14 protein-coding genes and 2 tRNA genes are annotated in these 20,464 nt (G+C 54.6%); 10 read left to right on the forward strand and 6 right to left on the reverse strand.

Features of this window, described 5'->3' with window-relative positions:
* Positions 1–43: 43 nt before the first annotated feature.
* On the reverse strand, positions 44–2,152 hold the full coding sequence (gene dnaG / locus HQ37_RS02010; protein ID WP_036879668.1) for a DNA primase: 2,109 nt from the start codon (positions 2,150–2,152) through the stop codon (positions 44–46).
* Entirely contained in the window at positions 2,149–2,934 is a 786-nt protein-coding gene (gene kdsB / locus HQ37_RS02015) for a 3-deoxy-manno-octulosonate cytidylyltransferase (RefSeq protein WP_036879672.1), read from the reverse strand. Before kdsB ends, dnaG begins: the two co-directional genes overlap by 4 nt.
* Positions 2,935–3,656: 722 nt before the next feature.
* Between kdsB and HQ37_RS02020 the strand changes: the two genes are divergently transcribed.
* The 8 genes from HQ37_RS02020 (at position 3,657) to HQ37_RS02055 (ending at position 11,601) form a co-directional block, all read left to right on the forward strand.
* Positions 3,657–4,451, forward strand: a complete 795-nt coding sequence (locus HQ37_RS02020) for a thymidylate synthase (protein WP_036879674.1) — start codon at positions 3,657–3,659, stop codon at positions 4,449–4,451.
* A gap of 18 nt (positions 4,452–4,469) precedes the next feature.
* Positions 4,470–4,985 carry a dihydrofolate reductase gene (locus HQ37_RS02025; protein WP_036879676.1) on the forward strand — a complete coding sequence of 172 codons (516 nt, stop codon included), beginning with the start codon at positions 4,470–4,472 and terminating at the stop codon, positions 4,983–4,985.
* Positions 4,986–5,017: 32 nt separating this feature from the next.
* Positions 5,018–6,382 (forward strand): histidine--tRNA ligase, encoded by a 1,365-nt coding sequence (gene hisS, locus HQ37_RS02030; protein WP_036879678.1) that lies wholly within the window; start codon positions 5,018–5,020, stop codon positions 6,380–6,382.
* 93 nt (positions 6,383–6,475) lie between these two features.
* On the forward strand, positions 6,476–8,380 hold the full coding sequence (dxs, locus tag HQ37_RS02035; protein WP_036880180.1) for a 1-deoxy-D-xylulose-5-phosphate synthase: 1,905 nt from the start codon (positions 6,476–6,478) through the stop codon (positions 8,378–8,380).
* 11 nt (positions 8,381–8,391) lie between these two features.
* A complete protein-coding gene (gene trkA / locus HQ37_RS02040) occupies positions 8,392–9,738 on the forward strand; it encodes a Trk system potassium transporter TrkA (RefSeq protein ID WP_036879680.1) in 1,347 nt (448 codons plus the stop codon).
* A 31-nt stretch (positions 9,739–9,769) separates the two neighbouring features.
* A complete protein-coding gene (locus HQ37_RS02045) occupies positions 9,770–11,221 on the forward strand; it encodes a TrkH family potassium uptake protein (protein WP_036879681.1) in 1,452 nt (483 codons plus the stop codon).
* 208 nt (positions 11,222–11,429) lie between these two features.
* Positions 11,430–11,502, forward strand: a tRNA-Gly gene (locus HQ37_RS02050).
* A gap of 26 nt (positions 11,503–11,528) precedes the next feature.
* Positions 11,529–11,601, forward strand: a tRNA-Gly gene (locus HQ37_RS02055).
* Positions 11,602–11,654: 53 nt separating this feature from the next.
* Here the strand turns inward: HQ37_RS02055 and HQ37_RS02060 are convergent.
* From HQ37_RS02060 to HQ37_RS02075, 4 genes are all read right to left on the reverse strand, one after another.
* Positions 11,655–12,350 (reverse strand): RluA family pseudouridine synthase, encoded by a 696-nt coding sequence (locus HQ37_RS02060; RefSeq protein ID WP_036879682.1) that lies wholly within the window; start codon positions 12,348–12,350, stop codon positions 11,655–11,657.
* A 90-nt stretch (positions 12,351–12,440) separates the two neighbouring features.
* The gene (gene fabG, locus HQ37_RS02065; RefSeq protein ID WP_036879683.1) at positions 12,441–13,187 is read right to left on the reverse strand and encodes a 3-oxoacyl-[acyl-carrier-protein] reductase; all 747 of its coding nucleotides are present in this window, start codon (positions 13,185–13,187) and stop codon (positions 12,441–12,443) included.
* 41 nt (positions 13,188–13,228) lie between these two features.
* The gene (locus tag HQ37_RS02070; protein ID WP_036879685.1) at positions 13,229–13,831 is read right to left on the reverse strand and encodes a TetR/AcrR family transcriptional regulator; all 603 of its coding nucleotides are present in this window, start codon (positions 13,829–13,831) and stop codon (positions 13,229–13,231) included.
* Between the two features lie 105 nt (positions 13,832–13,936).
* Positions 13,937–16,084, reverse strand: a complete 2,148-nt coding sequence (locus tag HQ37_RS02075; protein WP_052080692.1) for a TonB-dependent receptor domain-containing protein — start codon at positions 16,082–16,084, stop codon at positions 13,937–13,939.
* A gap of 710 nt (positions 16,085–16,794) precedes the next feature.
* On the opposite strand from HQ37_RS02075, the gene HQ37_RS02080 reads away from it, so the two are divergent.
* Together HQ37_RS02080 and yidC are read left to right on the forward strand one after the other, a co-directional pair.
* Positions 16,795–18,399, forward strand: a complete 1,605-nt coding sequence (locus tag HQ37_RS02080; RefSeq protein ID WP_036879688.1) for a CTP synthase — start codon at positions 16,795–16,797, stop codon at positions 18,397–18,399.
* 90 nt (positions 18,400–18,489) lie between these two features.
* The gene (gene yidC / locus HQ37_RS02085) at positions 18,490–20,388 is read left to right on the forward strand and encodes a membrane protein insertase YidC (RefSeq protein ID WP_036879692.1); all 1,899 of its coding nucleotides are present in this window, start codon (positions 18,490–18,492) and stop codon (positions 20,386–20,388) included.
* Positions 20,389–20,464 lie beyond the last annotated feature (76 nt).

A 20,464-nucleotide genomic window follows, 5' to 3' on the forward strand; every position in this document is an offset into this window, starting at 1 on the left:
GCTCGAAATCGAGCCAGGGGCGATTGTGTATCAAGACTAGAGCCTAGCCAATAATGGTGCGCTCACCGAGCGCGTGGGCGAAGTCCTTCTTCTGCTCATTGAGCTCCTTGAGCTCGAGCATGAGCTCGGTAATGCGTCGGCTGTCGCCCTGCCGCTGTGCCTCTCGGATCTCCTGCTGCACCTCTCGGATGGTCTGTAGGACGAAGGAGATACGCATATAGTCCAAGGCCCTCAAGACCTCCTCGCCCAGACCACGCTGCTCCTCGAGGAGCTGTCTATGCAGATACTCGAGGCGCAGTACCTCTCGCTGCTCAGGATCTGTCTCATGCTCCCAGGCTTCGATACCGAGGGGCTCGCCTACCCGATCGTCAGCATAGCGATCGCTCAGTAGGTCGGCCGATAGTCGGCGAATGTCCTCCTCGGCATGGTTGCTGAAGTAGGTGGCACAACTAAGCTGTCTGGGCAAGCAGTCCTCAAGGGCCTCTGAGAGTATCTGGCTCATCAGAGGGGTCAAGAGATCGAGTACGCCATCGAGCTCTAGTTCGCCCGCAATGTATTCGGTTAGGGTATAGGAGATGAGGCCTTGTGTCTCGGGCTCTTGATGGGCAAGCTCCTCGTCGTAGATGAGGATCGTCTCGCCCCCCTTGCTGATCAGTAGGCGCAGCAGCTCAATCTCGTAGGGGGCAGCCGATCGGGGTGTGGGTAGCAGCTCTCTGACCTCCTGTGAAGAGGAGGCCTCAGGCTCAGGAGCTACCTCGACCCTCGCCTCGCTCTGTGGCAGTGGGGAGGGGGTAGGGCTAGCGGCAGACTGAGGCTCAGGCTGATAATAGCCAGAGGCATGGATCCCACTCTGACGCAGGCGGCGGATCTCATCCATGAGAATGCGCTCATCCATCTTGAGTTCGCCGGCAGAGCTCTGGATCAATACCGTACGGCGTATGGTATCGGGGATGAGGGCAATGCTGCGCAGGATGTCGGAGATGAGCTGAGCCCGCTTGATGGGGTCTCGCTCCATCTCCTCCTGATACAGCCTAATCTTGAAGTGTATGAAGTCGGTCTCGGCCTCGTTGAGGAAGCGGAGGAATTCCTCCGCCGTGTGGCTCTGAGCGTAGGAGTCGGGGTCGTGGCCCTCGGGCAGGAGCACAACCTTGATATTGAGTCCCTCCTCGAGCAGAAGGTCTATTCCCCTAAGAGCTGCTTTGATGCCTGCGCTATCACCGTCATAGAGCACTGTGATCTGAGAGGTAAAGCGTTTGAGCAGTCGGATCTGTGGGATGGTTAAGGCTGTGCCTGAAGAGGAAACTACATTTTCGATACCGCACTGATGCATCGAGATCACGTCGGTATAGCCCTCGACTAGATAGCACTTATCCTGTCGAGATATGGCGGACTTGGCCCAATAAATCCCATAGAGCTCTCGCCCCTTGGAGTAGATGGGGCTCTCGGGCGAATTAATGTACTTGGCGACCTTGTCTCGCTGGCCCATGATCCGTCCACCGAAGGCCACATACTTGCCCGCCAAATTGCGCACGGGGAAGATCACTCGACCTCGGAAGCGGTCTACAGCAGGCCTACCCTCATCATACTGGAGAGAGAGCCCTACACCCATGAGACGCTCGAGCTTATAGCCTGCTGCTAGGGCTGCATCGGTCAAGGCACTACGCTCCTCGGGGGAGTACCCCAGGCCAAACTTTTTGATCGTCTCGGGGCGAATGCCTCGCTCACGAAAGTACTCCAAGGCGACACGCTGCCCCTCGGGGCTATTGTGCAGCTGATCGACGAAGAAGCTCTGGGCATACTCGTTGATGATGAGCAGGCTCTGCCGTTCGCTGGCCATGCGTCGCTCTTCGTCGGTAAGCTCTCGCTCTCGGATCTCGATATTGTACTTCTTGGCTAGGTAGCGCAGAGCCTCATTGTAGTCCATCTGCTCGTGCTTCATGATGAAGTGCACGGGCGAACCGCCCTCACCACAGGAGAAGCATTTGCAAATATTACGAGCGGGATTGACGTAGAAGGATGGATTACGGTCGCTGTGAAAGGGGCATAGCCCCACATAACTCACCCCTCGCTTGCGCAGGCGAACGAAGTCCTGCACGACCTCGAGGATATTGGCCGTGTCTAGGATATGCTGTTTGGTTTGGCTGTCGATCATACCTGCACTTTGCCTTCGTCTGAGTATAGACCCTCACGACGAATATAGTCGATCGCCCGCTCGAGATCCTCGGGGGTGTCTATCCCGATCGTAGCGGTAGTTGTCTCTCGAGTACCGATGTGCATGCCTGCCTCTAGCCAGCGCAGCTGCTCGAGAGACTCGGCCACCTCGAGAGGGGAGGCGGAGAGGTTCTTGAGCTGAGGCAAAACCCTAGAGCGAAAGGCATAGAGGCCGATATGGCGGTAGTAGCGATGATGGCGGCAAAGCTCGCTCTCCACCCCTCTGAGATGGGGGATGACCGAGCGGCTAAAGTAGAGGGCCTCTCCCGAGGTCGAGCGGACGAGCTTGACCATGTTGGGGTTGTGAAGGACTGCGTCAGGGGTGTCGCTCGGCAGGGCCTCAGCTAGGGTGGCGATGTCGATCGCTTCGTCCTCGAAGGCCGCTAATAGAGAGGCGATCTGCTCCCTTTGAATGAAGGGTTCATCGCCCTGTAGGTTGAGCACGAGCTCCTCGCCCTGGCCAATGAGTTCGAAGGCCTCGATGCATCGCTCAGTACCCGAGCGGTGATGCGTCCCGGTCATGACCACCTCGCCGCCAAAGCTCTGTACAGCTTCGTAGATCAGCGGGCTATCAGTTGCCACGACAGCTCTGTCTACGATCTCAAGGGCTCGCTCAACGACCCGCTGGATCATGGGTCGACCGAGGATATCTGCAAGGGGCTTGCCGGGGAAGCGGCTCGAGTCGTATCGAGCTGGTATGATGGTGAGTACTTTGCTTGCCATAATGTTTTGTAGTGCCCATGAGGGCTATATATCAGGAACAAAGATACAACAATGCGGGCAAGATAGGCTGTAAAATCGAGCGTGCTGCACACGAGGCTCAGCAGAGAATCTTCATGTGCGGCACGAATAAGCAAGGGCTCTCGAGGGCCTCTATCACTTGCTCTGCTGTCTGATCTATGCGATCTATTGATCGGCTTCGGCTAACTGGGGCTCTGCCCTTGCCGTCTCAGTCGCTCGACTAAGGCATGCCACTGAGGTCTCGATCGAGGCTCGCTTGAGGTGCTAGATAGGGCCTCGATAAAGACCTCTCTAGACACTCAATAGAGGTACAAGTAGAGCCTCGATCGAGGTATAGATAGGATCGAGGTGGAACTCCTACTTGGGTCTCACTTGCGATCCTATCTATACTTCAATTGTGGTCTAAGTAGGATCGAAATGGAGTGCCTCGACACCTCTCCCCGAGACACCTCTATCTGTCTCTATCTCGAGAGGGTCATGAGGCAGAGACAGAAGACCCTCGCCCCACTCCTTCCTCACCCACATACTGGAGCTCCGTATAGACTCGGGACGTTATGCCGAGCAAAGCATTGCTCTAGGCTCGGAATTGACTATCTTTGCCCGACTAGTTACTACAGGGTGGACCCCTTGCAGGCGACGAGGCTCATCGCTCGCCCTCGGGGCTATGCCTCCTGCTATGTGAAGAAAAGAAGAGCCAAGCAAGTATGAAGCAGTATCTCGAACTACTGAGACATATCAAAACTCACGGAGAGGTCAAGGACGATCGTACAGAAACGGGTACGATCAGCACCTTTGGCTATCAGATACGCTTCGACCTCAAGGAGGGCTTCCCACTCCTGACGACCAAGAGGCTACATCTGAAGAGTATCATCTACGAGCTCTTGTGGTTCTTGCGAGGAGACACCAATGTCCATTACTTACAGGAGCACGGGGTGAGGATATGGAACGAATGGGCCGATGCCGACGGATCGCTCGGCCCTATCTATGGGGCACAGTGGCGTTCGTGGCCTGACTATTCGGGAGGGACGATAGATCAGATACAGGACATTGTCCGAGAGATCCGTACCAACCCTAATAGTAGGCGGATGCTTGTGAGTGCGTGGAATGTCGCCCAGATCGACGAAATGGCCCTGGCCCCGTGCCATTGCCTCATGCAGTTTTATGTGCAGGGAGGTCGGCTGAGCCTACAGCTCTACCAAAGGAGCGCAGATGCTTTCCTCGGAGTGCCCTTCAACATCGCCTCTTATGCGCTTCTGCTGCTGATGGTCGCCCAAGTTACAGGGCTGGAGGCAGGCGAGTTTGTACATACCTTCGGAGACCTACATATCTACCTCAACCACCTCGAGCAGGTGGATACTCAGCTCGAGCGGACACCGTACTCGCTACCCAAGATGTGGCTGAACCCCGAGATCCAAGAGATCGACGACTTCCGCTTCGAGGACTTTGAGCTCAGAGACTACGAGGCTCATCCGCACATAGCAGGTCTCGTCTCGGTATAATTCTAAGGTATATCCATCATGATCCTATCTCTCATCGTTGCGGTATCTCGTGAGCGAGCCATTGGGCGAGCCAACACCCTGCCCTGGCATTTGCCCCAAGACCTCAAGAGGTTCAAGGCCCTGACCACTGGGCACAGCATCCTCATGGGGCGCAAGACCTTCGAGTCGCTGCCCAACGGGGCTCTACCCCATAGGCGCAATATCGTCGTCAGCCGCACACTATCCGAAGCTCCAGGGGCAGAGCTCTACCACAGCCTCGAGGAGGCTCTCCAGGCTCTCGAGACAAGCGACGAGGAGGTCTTCGTCATCGGAGGAGGCGAGCTCTACCGCAGCCTCATCGACAGGGCGGACAAGCTCTATCTGACCGAGGTCGAGATCTCGATTAGCGATGCAGATACTTTCTTCCCCTCCTACGACCTCGATGAATGGCAGATCATCCGACAGGAGCACTGCCCACAGGATGAGCGCAATCCATACAGCAGCACTTATTACGAACTTCAACGCCCCAAAAGGGGAGCTATACCCATCAAATAGATCAATCACCAGGCCTCGGCCAACCAACCAATATGCAGAAACCCAGTATTCCCAAAGGAATGAGAGACTTCGGGCCCATAGAGATGGCCCGACGCAATTATATATTCGACACCATCCGCTCCGTCTACGCCCTCTATGGCTACCAACAGATCGAGACCCCGACGATGGAGCAGCTCTCCACCCTCATGGGCAAGTATGGGGAGGAGGGGGATAGATTGCTCTTCAGGGTACTTAACTCCGGAGACTATCTCAAGGGTGTATCACCCGAGGAGCTAGAGAACCCTCAGCTCAATCGCCTCTCCGCCAAGCTGTGCGAGAAGGGTTTGCGCTATGACCTAACCGTCCCCTTCGCCCGTTATGTGGTCATGCACCGGGATGAGATCACCCTACCCTTCCGCCGCTATCAGATCCAGCCCGTATGGCGGGCAGACAGGCCACAGAAGGGGCGTTATCGAGAGTTCTATCAATGCGATGCGGATGTGATCGGCTCTACCTCGCTGGTCAATGAGGTCGAGCTACTACAGATCATCGACGAGGTCTTTCGCCGCTTGAAGCTGCGCACACGCATCCTGCTCAACAACCGTAAGATCCTCAGCGGGATGGCCGAGGTGATCGGGGCTGCAGACCGACTCGTAGATATCACCGTAGCTATTGACAAGCTGGACAAGATCGGCCAGGACAAGGTCAATGATGAGCTCCGCAGCAAGGGCTTCGACGAGGAGACCATCGCTCGCCTACAGCCACTCCTCGAGCTCAAGGGCAATAACCTAGACAAGCTCAAGGAGCTCGAGGTGATCTTCGCCTCAAGCCCCACAGGACTCAAAGGGATTGAGGAGCTGCGCTTCATCCTCGATCGCCTCGAGAGCGTAGAGCTAGAGAGTGAACTCGTAGTCGATCTGAGCTTGGCTCGAGGCCTCTCCTACTACACTGGGGCGATCCTCGAAGTCAAGGCCCTGGATGCCTCCATCGGCAGTATATCAGGCGGTGGACGCTATGACGACCTTACGGGGATCTTTGGGATGCCCGGTCTGAGTGGTGTGGGGATCTCCTTCGGGGCAGATCGTATCTACGACGTCCTCGAAGAGCTGAGCCTATTCCCCGAGGAGACCAGCCGAGGTACGGAGCTCCTATTCGTGAACTTCTCTGAGCAGGAGGAGCATTACCTCATCCCCCTTGTGGCCCGCCTGCGCCGCCGAGGTCTTAGAGTAGAGCTCTACCCGGAGAGCTCCAAGCTCAAGAAACAGATGAACTATGCCAATACCCTACATATCCCCTTCGTCGCCCTCGTGGGCGAGAGCGAACGTCTCTCGAATACAATCACCCTCAAGAATATGGCCACGGGCGAGCAGCATAGCCTGAGCGAGGAGGAGCTCGTTGTGGCTCTACGCCCTGAATAATTTACCTCGCATGGTGAGGCTCTGATGAGCCCCCTATATGATGATCACTTATACTACTACGAGCTTCAAAAGCCCAACAACGTCGTCCAAGCTATGAAGTACCCGCTACTAGATACGATTCATTCACCGCAAGACCTCAAGCGGATTCCTCGAGAGCAGCTGCCTCAGCTCTGCCAAGAGCTGCGCTGGTATCTGCTCAATGCCCTCTCGATCAACCCCGGACACCTCGGGTCAAACCTCGGGGCTCTCGAGGCAACCGTAGCCATGCACTATGTCTACGATACTCCCTATGATCGTATCGTGTGGGATGTGGGGCATCAGGCCTACATCCACAAGCTGCTCACGGGCAGGAGAAAGGCCTTCCACACCCTACGCAAGTGGGGCGGTCTATCGGGTTTCCCTCTGCCAGCCGAGAGCCCCTATGATACCTTCGCCGCAGGGCATGCGTCGAACTCTATCTCCGCAGCCCTAGGGATGGCTGTCGCCTCAGCGAGCAAGGGTGAGCACCGTAATGTGGTGGCCTTCATCGGAGACGGATCGATGACGGGAGGTCTAGCCTTTGAGGGGCTCAACAATGCCTCCTCCTTCCCCAACAACCTACTGATCATCCTCAACGACAACAATATGTCCATCGACCGAAACGTGGGTGGACTGAACCGCTATCTCGTCAATCTACTGACCAACAAGACCTATAACCAAATGCGCCACAGAGTGTATCGAGGTCTACGCAAAATCAATGTGATCGGTGATGGTCGAGGGCGAGAGATCCAGCGTTTCAACAACCGCCTCAAGGCTATTGTCTCGAGGCAGCCGAACTTCTTCGACAGCTTTAGCCTGCGCTATATTGGCCCAATAGACGGCAACGATGTACTGCGTATGGTACATGTCCTCGAGGAGATCAAGAAGCTCAAAGGCCCTCGAGTGCTACACATCTCTACGACCAAGGGCAAGGGCTATGGGCCTGCCGAGCAAGAGCCTACGATCTGGCATGCCCCAGGTAAGTTCGACCCCGAGACGGGCGAGCGCAAGCAAGCCCTCCCAGCAGCAGAGCCTCCGAAGTTTCAGGATGTCTTCGGCCAAACCCTCATCGAGCTAGCCAGGATGGATCCGCGCATCGTCGGCATCACGCCCGCCATGCCCTCGGGTTGCTCCATGTCTATGCTCGAGGAGGCAATGCCCGAGAGGATGTACGACGTCGGCATTGCAGAGGGGCATGCAGTTACTTTCTCCTCGGGCATGGCCTCCGAGGGATTGATCCCGGTGTGCAATATCTACTCTACCTTCATGCAGAGGGCCTATGATCAGCTCATCCACGATGTGGCTATGCTCGACAACCACGTAGTCTTCTGCCTCGACCGTGCAGGTCTGGTCGGCGAAGATGGGGCGACACATCAGGGGGCATTCGACCTCTCCTACCTCAGAGGGATACCACACATGAGCGTCTGTTCGCCCATGGATGAGAAACAGCTGCGCCATCTGATGTACTCCGCCTGCCTGCACTGGAGCGGCCCAGTGGCTATACGCTACCCCCGAGGCAAAGGATCGGTCATAGACTGGCAAGTCCCCATGCAGCTCCACCCCCTGGGTAAGGGTCGAGAACTAACCCGAGGCCGAGAGCTGGTCTTCCTAAGCATCGGCCCTATCGGGGTCGAGGTTGCTCGGGTGGTTGAGGAACTGAGAACCGAGGGGATCGATGCTGGGCATATCGACCTCGTATTTGCTAAACCCTTGGATCTCGAGCTCCTGCACCGCGTGCTCAGCGAGTGTCCTTGTGCCATCAGTGTCGAGGAGGGTACGCTCATCGGGGGGGTTGGCTCTGCCATCGCTGAGCTCATCCTAGAGAGAGACTATGCGACGAAGCTCCGTCGCCTTGGCCTACCAGATGAATTCATCGCTCATGGCACTCCCGAGCAGCAGCGTAGTTACTGCGGCCTAGACCATGCCTCCATCAAGCGCACAGCTCTAGAGCTGCTGGGCAAAGACCTACAAACCTCCTAAGAGCTTCCAATATGCGGATCGTTATCGTTGGAGCTGGAGAGGTGGGGAAGCATCTAAGTAAGATGCTCTCTAGTGAAGGGCAAAACATCGTCCTTATGGACAGCGACCCCAAGAAGCTGTCAGAGCTCAGCCACAGCGTCGAGGTGATGACTCTAGAGGGTAACCCACGCCTCATCGACGACCTCGAGCGAGCTCGAGTCAAGGGGGCAGATCTCTTCGTCGCCGTTACACCCGACGAGGCAACTAACATCCTCTCATGTGCATTAGCCAAGAAGATCGGAGCTCTGCACACCCTGGCCCGCATCAACAACCCTGACTATCTAGCCGCTGAATATGTGGACATCTTCGGGGAAATGGGTGTCGATCGAATGATCTATCCCGAGGAACTAGCCGCACGAGAGATCGCCTCTACAACGCTCAATCCGTGGGCTAGGCAGTATGTAGAGCTCTTCAATGGGGCTCTGACCCTCGTCGGTATCAAGGTTAGACAAGGGGCTCCGATCCTCGACAGACCTCTGAGCGAACTCGGTGGGGAGCAGGGGCATAAGTTCTACCACGTCGTTGCGATCAAACGAGATCTCGAGACCATTATCCCAACAGGATCGACGAGGATTAAGCACAATGACCTGGTCTTCTTCACTTGTACCACTGGCCACCTGCAAGAGCTGCGGATACTCACTGGCAAGCCCAATCCTCTAGTGCGTAAGATGGTCATCATGGGGGCTAGCCGTGTGGCGACACAGACCATCCGCAAGCTACCAGAGAGCCTTCGGATTTGCCTCATTGAGCGGGACAAGGAGAAGTGTATGCGCCTCTCCGAGATCCTCCCCTCCAACGTAGAGATCTACCACGGCGACGGCCGAGACCCTGAGCTCCTGGACGAAGTAGGGCTCGACGATGCCGAGGTCTTCGTTGCCCTAACGGAGAACTCCGAGACCAATATCCTGGCCTGCCTCGCCGCAATGCGCTTCGGAGTCTACAAGACCATTGCCAAGGAGGAGAATATCGACTACATCCCCCTGGCTTATCGCCTTGATATCGGGACGCTGATCAACAAGAAGATCCTCGCCATCGGGCATATCTATCGCATCCTCCTAGGGATGGAGACAGGCTCGGTAATCAGCCTCTCTCTAGTCAATAATGCCGAAGTGGCCGAATTTGTGGTCAAGCGAGGCTCTAAGATCGACCAGCAGCGTATGAGCCAGCTACGCCTGCCTGGCAATATGACCTTTGGAGGAATGGTGCGTAATGGCGTACCGCAGATGATCGACGGCGATACCGTATTTGAGCCCTATGATCATATTGTGATCTTCTACCACAACATCCCGATCGGAGAGCTACAGGCACTCTTCCACTGATCCGAAAAAAGATCTCTATAGCACTGGTCTCATGCATAGTATCAACCACAAGTTCATCACACGTATCGTGGGTCAGATGTGTCTGATCGAGGCCCTTATGATGGTCATCACAACCCTCGTCGGGATCTATTACGGCGATGAATTACTCCCCTACTTCACCGCAACCTTTGTCTATCTACTGATAGGCTCTCTCCTGCTGACTCGGGGCAGATATGCGGCCAATACAAAGGTAGGCAGAAGAGAGGGGATGCTGACCGTTACCCTCACTTGGCTCACCCTATCGCTCCTGGGGACCGTCCCTATGCTGATGAGCGGAGCTACAGACGACTTCATGAGTGCACTGACAGAGACGATCTCAGGCTTTACCACAACAGGGGCGACTGTATTCGACGAGGTCGAGCAATTGCCCCATGCCCTTCTCTTTTGGCGTAGCCTGATGCAGTGGCAGGGGGGGATAGGGATCGTCGTCGTTACCCTTGCCCTATTGCCGATCTTTGGCGGTGGGGCTAGTCAGATCTACAATGCCGAGACGACAGGCATCACGCACGACCGCTTTCTGCCTCGTATCAAGGACGTTGCTCGTCGTCTCATGATCGTCTATGCTGCCGAGACCTTGCTGCTCATCCTCCTATTATGGCTTGGGCCTATGGGCCTCTTCGATGCTATCTGCCATGCTCTTTCGTGCATCTCTACTGGGGGATACTCTACTCGCAACGAGGGAATATCCTCCTTCGACTCAGCCTATGTTGAGTATGTTCTCTCAGGGTTCATGTTCCTCGGGGGGCTGAATATCGCCTTGATCTTCTTCGCCCTTACAGGCAAGCCTCGCCAGCTATTCCAGGACGAGGAGTTTCGCTGGTTCTCGGCTCTGATGCTGGGAGCATCGCTGGCCACTGCCTTTTGGCTTTGGCATGAGGGGGTATATGCCAGCATAGAGGAGACGTTCCGAAAGGCACTCTTTCAGGTGGTTTCTCTGGGGACGAGTACGGGTTTCTTAACCGCAGATATTACCTCCTGGAAGCCTTTCTTTTGGATGCTTGCTCTGCTGGTCATGTTCGTCAATGGTTGCGCGGGCTCAACCTCCGGAGGACTCAAGGTTTCTCGATTCGTAGTTCTACTCAAGAACCTGTACAATGAGTTCAAGAAGCAAGTACAACCCCATCTGCTTACCCCTGTTCTGCTCAATGGCAAGCAGCTAAGCATTAGCGTCGTGCATCAGATCTTGGCCTTCTGCGTGCTGTATATCCTCCTGCTCTTCGCTGGGGCCATGCTGCTCATGCTAGACGGAAATAACTTCATCTCAGGGATTAGTATCTCTTGCTCAGCCCTAAGCAATTCTGGGCCAGGCATAGGCGAATATATGAGCAATATCGGCGAGGCTAGCGACTTCTCCAAGGGTATGATGTGCTTCTTGATGTTGGCAGGACGCCTCGAGGTCTTCACCGTGATCGGGATCTTCAGCCCGCATTTCTGGAGGCGGTAGTCTCGCTTGGCCGAGATCGAGGTCGCATTAGGGCTAGCCATGAGGGATCGGTAGCCTCCCGGCATCTTACGGGGTAATAGTTTGAGTGGTAGCCTATTCCTTTAGAAACCCAGGAAAAAGCTCAATATCTTTTAGGAATATATTTGGCGAATTAAAATATTTGCCCTACATTTGCACTCGGATTTGAGAGATCAGTCCACGAGAAGCGGCGGAAGTAGCTCAGTTGGTAGAGCATAACCTTGCCAAGGTTAGGGTCGCGGGTTCGAGTCCCGTCTTCCGCTCTATCGCTGCTCAACTCATCATTACTGCGGAAGTAGCTCAGTTGGTAGAGCATAACCTTGCCAAGGTTAGGGTCGCGGGTTCGAGTCCCGTCTTCCGCTCTGATCAGTAGGCGTACCAGTTATTTGGTACGCCTATTTTATTTCACTCCTTTCTAGAGGGAGGCTGCTCGACGCTGCTGCAAGGTCTGCCAAAGGACATCATTAGGCAGGGGGGCCTCCAAATAAAGCTCCTCCGAGCTCACAGGATGGACGAAGCGCAGCGATCGAGACAAGAGGCTGATGCTTCCATCTAGGTTGCTCCTCTTAGCCCCATACTTAAGATCCCCCTTGATCGGGCAACCGATGGCCGAAAGCTGGCAGCGAATCTGATGATGCCTCCCCGTGTGTAGCTCGACCTCGACGAGGTGATAATGCTCAGCCGAGGAGAGATGCCTATAGGTCAGCTGGGCACGCTTGCTGCCAGGACGCTCGTCGAGTGAGGCATAGCTTCTATTCTGTCGTTCGTTACGTAACAGGTAATGTGTGAGCAGCTCTTCGCTGCGAGGAGGTTTGTTGGCCACGATGGCCCAATAGGTCTTATGCACCTGCCCCTTCTGAAAGAGGGCATTCATGCGACTAAGGGCCTTACTCGTCTTGGCAAAGATCACCAGCCCTCCGACAGGACGGTCGAGGCGATGCACCAGGCCTAGGAAGACATTTCCTGGCTTATTATACTTCTGCTTGAGGTAGTCCTTGAGGTCATCAAGCATACTTCTATCGCCTGTCTTATCGCCTTGGACGATCTCTCCAGGACGCTTCGAGACGACCAAGAGATGATTGTCCTCGTAGACTATGGTAGGGGTGTACATATAGCTTCAAAAATGATAGGAGAGTAAAATCAATCAGGGAGAGAGCGGGCAAGCCGCTCTCTCCCTGATTGATTATAGGCTTGGGGATCACTAGCAGTTCATCCCTCCGCAGACGTGGATCGTCTGACCAGTAACGTAGCTAGAAAGATCGCTAGCCAAGAAAGTTGCAGCATTGGCCACATCCTCAGGCGTACCTCCACGGCGCATGGGGATCTGGGCCTCCCACTCCTTGCGCACCTCTTCACTCAGAGCATGTGTCATATCGGTGATGATGAAGCCGGGAGCGATCGAGTTGGCACGGATTCCTCGAGAGCCAAGCTCCTTGGCGATACTCTTGGCCAAACCGATCATACCAGCCTTGGAGGCTGAGTAATTTGCCTGTCCTGCATTGCCCGAAACCCCTACGACAGAGGCCATATTGATGATGCTGCCGCTGCGCTGCTTGATCATCACGGGAGTGGCCGCATGGATGAGGTTGAAGGCAGACTTGAGATTGACATTGATCACCAGATCCCACTGCTCCTCTGTCATGCGCATCATCAGCCCATCGCGGGTAATCCCTGCATTATTGACCAGGATATCGAGGCGGCCAAAGTCCTCTACGACCTGCTTAACCGTCTCGTGAGCAGCAGCGAAGTCAGCGGCATTGGAGGCATAAGCCTTAGCCTTGACGCCGAGAGCCTCTAGCTCCTTGATGAAGGCCTCTACAGTCTCGTCGATCTTGAGGTCTGTGATAGCCACATGAGCTCCCTCCTGTGCATATTTGAGTGCGATGGCACGTCCAATGCCTCGTCCAGCACCGGTTACCAGTGCTACCTTATTGTCCAGTAGTCCCATTGTTAGTTTGTTATCATTAATAGGTTGTACATATATATCGTTTACTTGGTCTCCTTGACCCTGATCCCTCTGAAGACGAGCTGCACGACGCTCTCTCGGAGCAATTCGTACTCATGCTCGGTACGCAAGCGGATGTGCCCACTGATGTAGGGGACCTCCATACCCTTGACAGCATTCTGAAGCAGGTAGGCCATAGTGGGAGCATGTGAGATCTCGAACATACCCATGCGAATACCCTCCTCGAGCACTTCCTGTATGAGCAGTGTCTCCTTGCGGTCGAACTCACTACGGGATCGCTCTACCTGCCAAATGTCTCTAAAGAATTCGGCCCTAAGACTTCCGTTACGCAGCACCAGTGTACGTACAGTCTCTAGATGAACGTAGATAAGGTTGATGAGCTTCTCGTCTGGGCTCATGGGTAGACGCTTGGCGACCTCGAGCTCCTTGTGCAGGAAGCTCAGCTCTTGCTCTACGATGGCCTGTACGATCTCATTTTTGCTTTTGAAATAGGTATAGAGCGTTCTGCGTCCCTTGTGGGCAGCATCGGCAATATCGTTCATAGTCGTATTCTGCACCCCATAGCGGGCGAAGAGCCTACGAGCTACGTCGATCATCAACGTCTTCGTTTTGTTTAGTGTTGCCATTGCTCATTCTCCATTTGTATGTGCAAAAGTACGCATTTATCTCCAATTGCCTATACTTAGGACAGGAGAGCGAAGGAACAATGGGCAAAGAAGGAGATAAAGAGCCTAGCGCATGCGAGAAGCATCGGGCCTATAGTCTCGATACTCCTCGACCACTCGCTGCCCTTTATTGAGCCGCAACCTGAGACCCAAGTTGACCGTTGCGCCTTGGTACATCACCCCTCGAGTGTACCTCCCCCTTAGGAAATAGGAGGTACTCCAGCTATCTCGATCGAAGAGGCCATAGGAAGAGAGATAGAGCGTGAGGTTCTTCTCTTTGGGAAAGGAGTACTCGAGGTCTACCTCCCACCTCGTGCGCCAAGGGCGAGACTCGAGGGTAACAGAGTAGTTGGGGAAGAATCGGCCCATCACCGACAGGCTCAATCGATCCGTAGGCGCATAGCGCACGAACATGCTATAGTTATGTACCCAGTAGTCCGTTGCTCTACCTGCGGGGGGTGTGAAGCCATTCCTCAGATTGATCAGCTGTTCATAGGCCACATTCGCCTGTAGCTGTCCCGTAAGCTTTCGCTTGAAGAGGGCGAAGGGCAGGACGATATTTGCCCGATACGAACGCTTATCAGCTATATTGTCCACCGAATGCCTGAGTCGCCCATCCTCGAGGGTGTAAACGCTGCCCGAATAGTTCTCAAAGAAATGGCACGAAAGATTAAGCTGCGCATAGCGAAAGAGGGTGTTGTTCAGGACTAACCCATAGGCATTCACGGGCTTAATATCGGGGCGACCCACGAAAGAGATATAGTTATTCACACGTCGCTCTCCAGGCAGCATCCACTCATAGTTAGGACGTACAATATTGGAGATCAGCCCTGTGGAGAGGTTATAGTTCGGACTATCGTAGTAGAAGAGTAGCGAGGGGAAGAGGTTGGTGAACTGCTTCACCTCCTCCTTCTCCCCAAGGATATACTGATAGTGGGTGTGCTCAAGGCGTACCCCTGCTCGCAGACTGACTCGGTCGCCGAACTTGTACCGAGCCTGAGCGTAGAGGGCGGGGAGTAGCTCGAAGCCTGTGAAGAGCGTCCGCTCTCGCCCTGTCGCTATCGTAGGGGTACGATAATCGGATCGATCCCAGATGCTGTTGTGATCGATCTGAATACCATAGTTCAACTGCCAAGGGCCAAGACTCGAGGCGAGGCTTGCCCTGAGGGTTTGCATCCAGCCCTCCATATCAAGGATGGCCTTGCTCGAGAGCCGCTCTTGATCATCGAGGTAATCGGTCTTCGAATGTATCCCACCATAGGAGATCGAGTAGGATACAGAGCCATGGAAGCGTCTCTCCGTCGAGGGGATCCGATAGGTTACAGCGATGTTGTAGAGGTCGCTACGCTCACGACGCACTTCTGTACCTTGTCTCGCCGGGGTGCTCCACTCGGTCTTCGGCTTGGCGAAGTCATCGTACACAAAGGCGTTGAGATCCAGGGATCGACCACTAGGGAGCTGATAGTTGAGCGAGGCTTGGTAGGTGAAGACATGCGTCCGCCCCTGTTGCAACCTCTCGCTCTCGAGCACCCTTCGGCCTCCGATCAATAGACCGTCGATCTGCTGGGAGTACATCCTATTATTGTTGTAGGAGAACGTATTGTGGAAGAGCAGGCGATTCATCTTGACCATATAGAAGAGACTGCTCCCAAAGTCTCTGAGTCCATGGCGATAGGCCGAGGCAGACAGACTCGGCTGTAGCGAATAGCCCAATGGCATATTGGGGCGGGTCTTGATATCAATAACGGCCTCAGTATTGGCCGAGTACTGACCCGTATTGATACTCACCAGCTCAATGGAGGAGACTGCCGTTGCGGGCAGACTAGAGAGGAAGGCCTCGAGAGAACCAGCCGTAATGCGCTGCTTGATCCCATTGATATAGATGGTGGCGGACTTACCATTGAGCGAATAAGCCCCACCCTCGAGCTTGATAACCCCTGGGATCTGCTTGAGCACCTGATCCGTGCGCAGCTGCTTGACGTTGGGGATTTGGGCAACATTGACCACAAGGTTACCCTCCTTACGATAGACCCAGTTGGCCGAGACGACAAGGTCGTTGAGGGTCGTGTACTTGCTCTCGAGCTGCGTCGTATCCGCAGCAGAGAGAGGTGGATTGGTCTCGGAGCTACTCTGTCCTCTAGCCATCGTGGTAGAGATGCCCTCAACCAGCAATACGAGGATGAGGACGGGGTAGATACTTCTTCGTTGTGCCATCGCTATTAGGTATGATGTGGTGTGGATGTCGTGTGCTCTGCCCAACCTCCCCATGAAGTCCATCCGTCGATCATCCGTGCCTCGACGAGAGAGTCGCTGAACACGAAGCGAATATAATCAAATCATCCCAAACTAGACCCCTATATTCACCCCAAAGAATATGAGATCTCGCTGCAATATCATCCATATCTAGTCTACCCCCGCTGTGCGAACCCTCCCCCACTCCGATCAGAGGGCTAGTCTCTCCCGATCTCCTCACTACCCCCTCATCTAGATCCTATCCATAACCTCGACGAAGATCCTATCTAAGCCTCCATGGAGATCCTATTTAGACCTCGATGGAGATCCTACTTGAGTCTCAACTGCAATCCTATTTGGGTCTCTACCGAGACCCTACTTAACCCTCTATTGAGATCACATCTATATCTTCACCCACGATCCTACTTGTAGCTCAATCGCATTCCCCCAGCGAGATCGACCAAGAGGGAGAGAGCCGATAGGACGACGAGGGACAAACGAAGCTAACAAGACCCTAAGCACAGGCGAACAAAGAGGGCGAAGAATTACCGAATAAAAAGCGTACTTTTGCATAGCCGATTTTGGAGCTTGGTGCTTAGCCTATGCCACATAGACCGAGCGAACAGCTCCTCCCTCTTACTCGGCTAGAGTGAGCATATAGAGATAATTAACATACTAAAAGACGAGCAACAGTGTCGGAAACTAAGTACATATTCGTTACCGGTGGAGTCGTGTCTTCGCTTGGTAAAGGTATTGTAGCCGCCTCCCTGGGCAAACTCTTGCAGGCAAGAGGATATAGCGTAACTATCCAAAAGTTCGATCCCTACATCAATATCGACCCAGGGACACTCAACCCCTATGAGCACGGCGAGTGCTATGTAACAGATGATGGACACGAGGCCGACTTAGACCTCGGACACTACGAACGCTTCCTCAACATCGCAACTTCTCGTGCGAACAATATCACCACGGGACGCATCTATCAGAACGTTATCCGCAAGGAGCGCAAGGGAGACTATCTCGGCAAGACCGTTCAGGTTGTCCCACACATCACAGACGAGATCAAGCGCAATGTTAAGCTCCTGGGACAGAAGAAGCAGTTCGACTTCGTCATCACAGAGATCGGTGGCACAGTAGGCGACATAGAGTCGCTTCCCTTCCTCGAGAGCGTACGACAGCTTAAATGGGAGCTGGGCCAGAATTGTCTCTGCGTGCACCTGACCTACGTCCCCTACATCGCCGCCGCAGGCGAGATGAAGACCAAGCCTACACAGCACTCGGTCAAGCAGCTACAAGAGCTCGGCATCCAGCCCGACATCCTCGTCCTGCGTACCGAACATCCCCTACAGCAGGAGATCCTGCGCAAGGTAGCCCTCTTCTGCAACGTCGCCCCCGACTCTGTCGTGCAGTGCGTAGACGTCTCGACGATCTACGAAGTTCCCCTGGCCCTACAGGCACAGCAGCTCGACGAGACGGTGCTCAAGAAGTTCACCCTCGATGCCGCTGAGCATCCGATCAACCTCGAGCAGTGGAATAAATTCCTTGCCCTACGCTCTGGAGCAACAAAGGCTGTCAATATCGCCCTCGTGGGCAAATATGTGGAGCTACAGGATGCCTACAAGTCGATCGACGAGTCGCTCATGCAAGCAGCCATCTACAACCAGCGTCGTCTGAACCTTGTCTCCATCCACAGCGAGCGGATCACCTCGGACAATGTCGCCGAGCTGCTTGAGGGGATGGATGGTGTCGTGATCGCCCCAGGCTTCGGCTCTCGTGGCATCGATGGTAAGTTCGAAGCCCTGCGCTACACTCGTGAGCACAACATCCCCACACTCGGGATCTGTCTCGGGATGCAGTGCATGGTCATCGAGTTTGCTCGCAATGTACTAGGCCTCGAGGGGGCACACACGACAGAGATCATGCCTGAGACTCCATACAAAGTCGTAGACCTGATGGAGGAACAGAAAACCATCTCTGAGCTCGGAGGCTCTATGCGCCTCGGGGGCTATGACTGCGTTCTGCGCAAGGGTAGTCGCATCGCCGAGGCTTACGGGCGAGAGTTCATCCGTGAGCGTCATCGCCACCGCTTCGAATTCAATAGCCAGTATCGTGAGGCCTTCGAGGCTGCGGGCATGATCTGTGCAGGGGAGAACCCCGACACGGGCCTCGTAGAGACCGTAGAGCTGCCTGAGCACCGCTGGTACATCGGGGTACAGTTTCACCCCGAGTACAACAGCACGGTAGTCAACCCCAACCCTCTATTCCTCTCCTTCGTTCGTGCAGCGATCAGAGAGTAGCGATCTCAGTATCTTCAAGACGTAACAACTATATAGCCACTGCCGACACACCTCAGTGCATCTGGGAGGCCGTCGGCGAAAGACTTAGCAATGGATAGAAACACCCTAATTGGCCTCGTACTCATCGGGGCAATACTCCTCGGCTTCTCCTGGTTTAGCCGCCCGAGTGCCGAGGAGATCGCTCGTGCCGAGCAAGAGGCTCGAGCTGCACAGCTAGCTCAAGAGGAGGCGAGCTCTGCTGAGCGAGCCACGGCCCTTCCCCTACAGCCTGCGGAGGCTTCTCCCTCGACCGACAGCATCGCCCAAGATCAGCTCCCCCTCTATCGTCAAAGACGAGATGAGCAGATCATCGAGCTGAAAAACGACCGCATCCATCTCAGCCTATCAACCCATGGGGCTCGTCCCATTGAGGCCATTTTGCCTGCCTACCTCAACAACGCAACAGCTGAAGGAGAGGAGAGGCCTCCTGTGCGCCTCTTCAGTCGAGAGGATATCTTCCTCAATCTTCCCCTGCGCACCTTTGACAACCAGCTCATCAACACCTCAGAGGTGCAGTTCGAGCTCATGGAGCAGACCGACAGCACAGTCCTCATGCGCCTTCCCCTTACCGAGAGTAGTCATCTAGACTTTAGGTATACCCTGTTGCCCGATGACTATCGAGTGCGCTTCCAGATCAGCGGAGCGCATCTAGACAAGATCTTGCCAGCGAATATGAGTGTGCAGGACATCGAGTGGCAACAGCGTCTGCCCCAACTCGAGCAGTCCTGGAAGTTTGAGGGCCAGTACAGCTCTATCTACTATTATTACCCTACTGGAGAGGTGGATGACCTAAGCACCAGCAGTCAAAGCCAAGAGAGTGTCAAGGAGAGTGTCAAGTGGTTTGCCTTCAAGGATAAATACTTCAGCTCTGTCTTGATCAACAATAGCTCTCGCTTCACCGACTCATCGCTAGAGATTAAGGTGGAGCCCGAGGGCAGTGGCTATGTGCGCAACTGTTGGATGCGCTCGACCTTTGCCTTTGGTCCTCGTGCTACACAGCAGCAAGACTTTACCTTCTTCTTCGGACCTAACGACTACGACCTCTTGCGCTCCTACGACGAGGGCGTAGAGGAGTCTGAACGTCTACAGCTAGACCATCTCGTCTATCTGGGGATTAACATCTTTCGTGTGATCAACCGCTGGCTCATCATCCCAGTGGTAACCTTCCTACAGCAGTACATTGGCTCGTGGGGGATCATTATCCTCCTGCTAACGATCTTCATCAAGCTGCTCCTCTCGCCCTTCACCTACAAAGGCTATCTCTCTCAGGCCAAAATGCGCGTCCTACGCCCACAGGTCGAGGAGATCAATGCACGCTACCCTGGCAAGGATCAGGAGACTATGCTCAAGAAGCAGCGAGAGACGATGGCCCTCTACAGCTCGGCGGGGGCTAGTCCAATGAGCGGATGCCTACCGATGCTGCTGCAGATGCCCTTCCTCATCGCCCTATATATGTACTTCCCCACCTCGATCCTACTTCGTGGGGAGAGCTTCCTTTGGGCCGAGGACCTCTCGACTTACGACCCAGTGATCTCGTGGTCGTTTGACATTCCTCTAGTGAGCAGCTTGCTGGGCAATCACATCAGCCTCTTCTGCCTACTCATGACCATCGTCAATATCGTGTACAATAGATACATGATGAACCAGAGTGCGTCAAGCAGCGAAGCTATGCCAGGGATGAAGTGGATGCCCTACATGATGTCGATCATGTTCTTCTTCATGTTCAATCAGAATGCTTCGGGCCTGAGCTACTACTACTTCATCTCTACACTGATCACGATCTTGCAGTACTTCTTCTTCCGCTTCACGATCAACGAGCAGAAGTTGCTCTCGCAGCTGGAGGAGAACAAGAAGAAGCCTCGCAAGAAGTCGAAGTTCATGCAGCGTCTTGAGGAAGCCCAGCGTCTACAGCAGCAACAGGCTGCCCAGCGGGCTCGAGGCAAACGATAAACCCACCCTAGGCAAAGCATCAGCACATCACCCTATTAGTATGAAACCGAGATAGTGATCTCAAGCAAGGGGCTGA

This window comes from Porphyromonas sp. COT-239 OH1446 (assembly GCF_000768875.1).
In the GTDB taxonomy this organism is placed as follows: domain Bacteria; phylum Bacteroidota; class Bacteroidia; order Bacteroidales; family Porphyromonadaceae; genus Porphyromonas.